Source organism: Kitasatospora sp. NPDC097643, from assembly GCF_040302625.1.
Lineage (GTDB): Bacteria > Actinomycetota > Actinomycetes > Streptomycetales > Streptomycetaceae > Kitasatospora.
Genome location: NZ_JBEOSA010000091.1, coordinates 24,078 through 30,646, shown reverse-complemented (window position 1 = coordinate 30,646; position 6,569 = coordinate 24,078). Strand labels below are relative to the sequence as shown.

Here is a 6,569-nt window from a genome sequence, read left to right as displayed (position 1 = left end):
ATATCTGGCGTTGACTTTTGGCACGCTGTTGAGTTCTCAAGGAACGGACACTTCCTTCGGACCGCCTTCCAGCGGGCCCTCCGGGCGCTTCGTTCGTGTTTCCAGCTTAGCAGATGTTTTCCGCTCCGTTTGCCGGGGCTTTTCGCATCTGAAATCTGGTGTTAACCGTCGTCTTGCGGCGACTCGACCAACCGTAGCGGATCGTCGGCCCGAGTGCGAATCGTGGCGCACCGGGTGTCACCCGGACGGCGGCATGATTTGTTGCTCTCGCGAGCATATACAGCAATGGTCCCGATTCGCCAAGATGCCTGTAGAGTGCGGCGCATCGGCCAGAGGACTAGACCACTGGCGGGTCGGTGAGACGCCCGCCGACGGGGTCGGCGGGGCATGGCTCTACGGCCGGGAATGTCAGCGTATGTCCGAAGTTGACATGATTTAGGCTTCAGCCGATGGTCCAGCCGCTGCTCGCGGCCGCTCGCTGTTCTGCGCACTTGGGAGGCACAACCATGACCACTGTGACGTCGCCGCTGACCGGGAAGGTCGTCGGGCTCGCCAATGTGCCGGACCCGGTGTTCGCCGGCGCGATGGTCGGGCCGGGCACCGCGATCGACCCGGTGCGTCGGCCGACCGAGGCCGTCGCACCGCTGGACGGGGTCGTCGTCTCCATGCACCCGCACGCGTTCGTGGTCGTCGACGCGGACGGGCACGGGGTGCTCACCCACCTCGGGATCGACACCGTGCAGCTGAACGGCGAGGGCTTCGAGCTGCTGGTGAACAAGGGCGACACGGTGACCCGCGGTCAGGCGGTCATCAAGTGGGACCCGGCTGCGGTGGAGGCCGCCGGCAAGTCGCCGATCTCGCCGATCGTGGCGCTGGAGGCGGCTGCGGACGCGCTGGGCGACCTGCGCGAGGACGGGGACGCCGCCGTCGGCGACGCCCTCTTCAACTGGAGCTGACCCCTCCTACCCACACTCCCGCCCGGTGGCAGTCGCCGGGGCGGCCCGGCACTCAGCGGAGATAGCGGAGAAAGACGATGGAGAAGACGCTGCGCGGCGTGGGTGTGAGCCACGGGGTCGCGATCGGTCAGGTGCGGCACATGGGGACGGCGGTGCTGGAGCCCCCGACCACCCAGATCCCGACCGAGGACGCCCCGCGGGAGCAGGCCCGGGCCCAGGCGGCCGTCGACGCGGTCGCGGCGGACCTGATCGCCCGCGGCAACCTGGCGGGCGGCGAGGCGCAGGCCGTGCTGGAGGCCCAGGCGCTGATGGCGCAGGACCCGGAGCTGGCCGCCGACGTGTCCCGCCGGATCGCCGTCGGCAGCAGCGCCGAGCGCGGTGTGTACGACGCCTTCGCCGCCTACCGCGCGCTGCTCGCATCCGCCGGGGAGTACCTGGCCGGCCGGGTCGCCGACCTGGACGACGTGCGCAACCGGATCGTGGCCCGGCTGATGGGCGTGCCGATGCCGGGCGTGCCGGACAGCGACGAGCCGTACGTGCTGTTCGCGCGGGACCTGGCGCCGGCCGACACCGCGCTGCTGGACCCGACGCTGGTGCTCGGCTTCGTGACCGAGGAGGGCGGGCCGACCAGCCACAGCGCCATCCTGGCGCGGGCGATGGGCGTGCCGGCCGTGGTCGCGCTGCCGGGTGCGACCGAGGTGGCCGAGGGCACCGTCGTCGCCGTGGACGGCAGCTCGGGTGACGTGCTGCTGGAGCCCACCCAGGAGAAGCAGGACGAGCTGCGGGCCGTCGCCGCCGAGCGCAAGGCCGCGCTGGCCGCCTCCTCCGGCCCGGGGCAGACCTCGGACGGGCACCGGGTGCCGCTGCTGGCCAACGTCGGCGGGCCGGCGGACGTGCCGGCCGCGGTGGCGGCCGGGGCCGAGGGCGTCGGTCTGTTCCGCACCGAGTTCCTGTTCCTGGACGACTCGGCCAAGGCGCCGAGCGAGGAGAAGCAGGTCGAGGCGTACCGCAAGGTGCTGGAGGCGTTCCCGGAGGGCCGGGTCGTGGTCCGGGCGCTGGACGCGGGCGCGGACAAGCCGCTGGACTTCCTCACCCCGGCCGACGAGCCGAACCCGGCGCTGGGGGTGCGCGGTCTGCGCACGCTGCTGGAGAACCCCGAGGTCATGCAGACGCAGCTGCGCGCGCTGGCCAAGGCCGCCGACGGACTGCCGGTGCACCTCGAGGTGATGGCGCCGATGGTGGCCGACCGCAGGGACGCCAAGGACTTCGCGGACGCGTGTCGCCAGGCCGGACTGGACGCCAAGTTCGGCGCGATGGTGGAGATCCCCTCCGCCGCGCTGCGGGCCCGGGCGATCCTCCAGGAGGTGGAGTTCCTGTCGCTGGGGACCAACGACCTCGCGCAGTACACCTTCGCGGCGGACCGTCAGGTCGGCGCGCTGGCCCGGTTGCAGGACCCGTGGCAGCCGGCGCTGCTGGACCTGGTGGCGGCGGCCGCCGAGGCGGCGCAGGCCACCGGGAAGAGCTGTGGCGTCTGCGGCGAGGCCGCGGCCGACCCGCTGCTGGCCGTGGTGCTGACCGGTCTGGGCGTCACCAGCCTGTCGATGGGCGCGGCGTCGATCCCCTACGTGCGCAGCACGCTCGCCAAGTACACGCTGGCGCAGTGCCGTCGGGCGGCCGAGGCGGCCCGGGCGACGGACAGTGCCGAGGAGGCGCGGGCCGCGGCGCAGCAGGTGCTGTCGGGCGAGTAGCCGAGGACGTGAGAAGAGGGGCGCTCCCACCGGTGTGGTGGGGGCGCCCCTTCGGCGTGTTCGGTCGGGCGGGCGTCAGGCCTGGGCGGCGCGGTCGCGGCGGAGCTGCTCGAAGAAGCGCAGGTGCTCGATGTTGTCGACCGAGCCTGGGTTGACGGCCTGCTCCAGCGGGGTGCCGGAGAGGATGCGCTTGACCGGGACCTCGATGCGCTTGCCGGTGAGGGTGTGCGGCAGGCCGCGGACGGTGATGACCTCGTCCGGGACGTGGCGCGGGGAGAGCTCGGTGCGCAGCGAGCTGCGGATCCGGCCGATCAGGTCGTCGTCGAGCTCGGCGCCGGGGGCGAGGACGACGAAGAGCGGCATCCAGTAGCCGCCGTCGGGCTCCTCCAGGCCGATGACCAGGGACTCGGCGATCTCGGGGAGGCGTTCGACGACCTCGTAGATGTCGGAGGAGCCCATCCGGACGCCCTGGCGGTTGAGCGTGGAGTCGGAGCGGCCGTGGATGACGACGGTGCCCCGCGAGGTGACGGTGATCCAGTCGCCGTGGCGCCAGATGCCGGGGTACATGTCGAAGTAGCTGTCGTGGTACCGGGTGCCCTCGGGGTCGTTCCAGAAGCCGGTGGGCATGGACGGGATGGGCTTGACGACGACGAGTTCGCCGACGGCGTCGGTGAGCGGCCGGCCCTGGACGTCCCAGGACTCGACGGCGGCGCCGAGGCAGGGGGCCTGGATCTCGCCGAGGTAGACCGGGAGGGTGGGGACGCCGCCGACGAAGCAGGAGCAGACGTCGGTGCCGCCGCTGACCGAGGCGAGCCAGACGTCGTGCTTGACCTCGTCGTAGATCCAGCGGAAGCCGTCGGGCGGCAGCGGGGAGCCGGTGGTGCCGATGCAGCGGACGGCGGAGAGGTCGAGGTCGCGGCCGGGGTGGAGGTCGGCCTTGCGGCTGGCGATCACGTAGGCGGCGGAGGTGCCGAGGACGGTGGCGCGGGTGCGGGCGGCGACCGACCAGAGGGCGCCGGTGTCGGGATGGCCGGGGCTGCCGTCGTAGGTGACGATCGTGGACCCGACGAGGAGGCCGGCGAGGAGGAAGTTCCACATCATCCAGCCGGTGGAGGTGTACCAGAGGAAGCGGTCCTCGGGGCCGAGGTCCAGGTGGAGACCGGCCTGCTTGAGGTGTTCGAGCAGGATGCCGCCCTGGCTCTGGACGATGGCCTTGGGCAGGCCGGTGGTGCCGGAGGAGTAGAGGACCCAGAGCGGGTGGTCGAAGGGGACGTAGTGGAAGACCGGCTCGACGTCGTCGGCGACCAGGTCGTCCCAGTGCAGGGCGCCCTCGGGGGCGGGGGCGCCGAGCAGCGGGACGTGGACGACGGTGCGCAGGGTGGGGAGTTCGCGGCGCAGTTCGGCGACGACCTCGGTGCGGTCGTGGTCCTTGCCGCCGTAGTGGTAGCCGTCGATGGCGAAGAGGACGGCGGGCTCGATCTGCTGGAGGCGGTCGAGGACGCTGCGGGCGCCGAAGTCGGGGGCGCAGCTGGTCCAGACGGCGCCGACGGCGGCGGTGGCGAGGAGGGCGACGGCGGCCTGCGGGATGTTGGGCAGGTAGGCGCTGACGCGGTCGCCGGGGCCGATGCCCTGGGCCCGCAGGGCGGCGGCCAGGGAGCCGACCTGGCGGCGAAGTTCGGCCCAGCTGAGGACGGCCGGTTGCTCGGTGGTCTCGTCGAGGTGGAGGATGGCCGGCTTGTCGGCGTTGGCCGGGTCCTCGGCGTACCGGAGGGCCTGCTCGGCGTAGTTGAGCTTGGTGCCGGGGAACCAGCGGGCGCCGGGCATGGTGGCGTCGGCGAGGACCCCGATCGGCTCGGTGGTGCAGGCGTCGGTGACCAGCTTGACGTCGAACCACTCGGTGACGGCGGTCCAGAAGCGGTCGAGGTCCTCGACGGACCAGGCGTGCAGGTCGGCGTAGCGCTGCTCGGCCTGGTGGTCGTCCTCGGCCGGGGCCAGCGGGGCGGCCGGGGCGCCGTGGTGTTCGGCGGCCCAGGCCTGGAAGGCCACCAGGCTGGTGGCGGCGGCGCGGGCGGGGTCGGGGCGCCAGAGCGGCTGGTCCTGGGGTGGGGTGCTCACGGTGGTGGTCTCTCCCGGCCGGTGGTGGGGACGGGAGTGCTTGTGGCAGGCCCGTCCGGTTGGGCTGTCGGTGCAGACCATGCCATGTGAGCGGCCGCTGCGCCAGGGTCTCCCGGCCGCGTGCCGGGCTGGTCAGCGGTGGGCGAAATCGCCGTTGAACCAGGCCTGGGAGACGCGGGTGTGGAAGTCCCAGACGAGCGGGGTGTCGGGGGTGGCCAGCTGCCAGCCCTCGGTCTCCTCGGTGGGGCGGGAGGGCGGGAGGTCGGCGAGCGGGCGGGCCGGGAGCAGCCCGCAGACGAAGACGAAGCGGCCGTGCGGGTCGGAGTCGAGGGCGGCCAGGGTGACGTCTGCGGCGTCGGCCTGGATGCCGGTCTCCTCGCGCAGTTCGCGGACGCAGGCCTGCTGCCAGCTCTCGCCGAAGTCCATGTAGCCGCCGGGGAGAGCGAGTTCCCCGTAGCCGGGTTCGATGGTGCGGCGGATGACGACCAGGGCCGGGTCGGCGTCGGGCCGGGTGACGGGCAGGACGGTGATGGCGACGGGCAGCGGGTTGCGGTAGCTGATCTCGGCGCAGCCGGGGCAGGTGCGGGGCCAGCTCCGGGTGCCGGCCGGGTAGGGCGTACCGCAGAAGTGGCAGTGGGAGTTGGGCCGGTTGAGCGTGCCGGTCGGGTCGTCTGTGGTCATGGCCGGATGGTAGCCGGGCCCGCCGGGGCGGTGGGGGGCGGTCAGTGGATCTCGGTCTCGCGGGCGGGGCGGAGCAGTGCCGGGTGCAGGAGGCGGGCGTCGCCGGCGTGGTAGGTGCGGGCGCGCGGGCCGCCGCGGGCGCCACCGCGCTCGGTGGTGGTGCCGGTGCTCTCGACGAAGCCGGGGACGGAGAGGACCTTGCGGTGGAAGTTGCCCGGGTGGAGCTTTTCGTCCCAGACGGCCTCGTAGACGGCGCGCAGGTCGGGGATGGTGAAGTCGTGGGGCAGGAAGGCGGTGGCGAGCGGGCTGTACTCGAGCTTGGCCCGGACCCGGTCGAGGCCGTCGGCGAGGATCCGGGCGTGGTCGAAGGCGAGCGGGGTGCGGCAGGGGCCGGTGTGCCCGTCGACGCCACCCCCGTGGGTGTCGGCGGGCACACCGGCGGTCTGGGAGCGGTCGCAGGGCCGCTGGGGCAGGTCGAGGTCGGCGACGGGGTGCCAGGCGGCGCCCGCGGCGTCGGACCCGGCCTGCGGGTCGGGCAGGTCGGGGGCGAAGGCGAGGTAGGCGACCGAGACGACGTGCATGCGCGGGTCGCGGTGCGGGGCGCCGTAGGTGCCGAGCTGTTCGAGGTGGATGCGGCAGAACGCGGCCTCGACCTCGGAGGTGCCCAACAGGCCCGTCTCCTCGGCGAGTTCGCGCGCGGCGGCCTCGTCGAGGCTCTCCTCGCCGGCGCGCAGGAAGCCGCCGGGCAGGGCCCAGCAGCCCTGGTAGGGCGGGGCGCCGCGCTCGACCAGCAGCACGTGCAGGCTGCCCTGGCGCAGGGTCAGGGCGACCACGTCGACCGTGACGGCGACCGGGGTGTAGGCGCGTGGGTCGTAGGAGGCGAGCCACTCCTGCTCGCTCTCGGGCCCGGCCGGGGGCTGGGGGTCCGGGGCGTCCGCGGCCATCGCCGGCTCCTTTCCGCGCTCGCTGCCGTCCGGGTCGCCGTGGGGGCTGCTCGTCCGGGTTTGTCGTACAAAGTGCTGTCGTTCTCGGGCTGAGCACAACGTAAGCGAGTGCGTTCCCCGGCGGC

General features: G+C 73.2%; 5 protein-coding genes. 2 read left to right on the top strand and 3 right to left on the bottom strand.

What is annotated here, in order from left to right; genetic code table 11:
* The first annotated feature begins 506 nt into the window (after positions 1–506).
* Entirely contained in the window at positions 507–956 is a 450-nt protein-coding gene (locus tag ABTY15_RS36300; protein WP_350605387.1) for a PTS sugar transporter subunit IIA, read from the top strand.
* A 77-nt stretch (positions 957–1,033) separates the two neighbouring features.
* Positions 1,034–2,704 carry a phosphoenolpyruvate--protein phosphotransferase gene (gene ptsP / locus ABTY15_RS36295; protein ID WP_350605385.1) on the top strand — a complete coding sequence of 557 codons (1,671 nt, stop codon included), beginning with the start codon at positions 1,034–1,036 and terminating at the stop codon, positions 2,702–2,704.
* A gap of 75 nt (positions 2,705–2,779) precedes the next feature.
* Here ptsP and ABTY15_RS36290 read toward each other — a convergent pair whose 3' ends face one another.
* The 3 genes from ABTY15_RS36290 to ABTY15_RS36280 all read right to left on the bottom strand — a co-directional run bounded on the left by ABTY15_RS36290 (position 2,780) and on the right by ABTY15_RS36280 (position 6,444).
* A complete protein-coding gene (locus ABTY15_RS36290) occupies positions 2,780–4,819 on the bottom strand; it encodes an acetoacetate--CoA ligase (RefSeq protein WP_350605383.1) in 2,040 nt (679 codons plus the stop codon).
* 132 nt (positions 4,820–4,951) lie between these two features.
* Positions 4,952–5,500, bottom strand: coding sequence for an NUDIX domain-containing protein (locus ABTY15_RS36285; protein ID WP_350605381.1), 549 nt, complete (start codon positions 5,498–5,500; stop codon positions 4,952–4,954).
* 41 nt (positions 5,501–5,541) lie between these two features.
* Positions 5,542–6,444: an NUDIX hydrolase gene (locus ABTY15_RS36280; protein ID WP_350605379.1), complete on the bottom strand. Its 903-nt coding sequence runs from the start codon at positions 6,442–6,444 to the stop codon at positions 5,542–5,544.
* Positions 6,445–6,569: the final 125 nt, after the last annotated feature.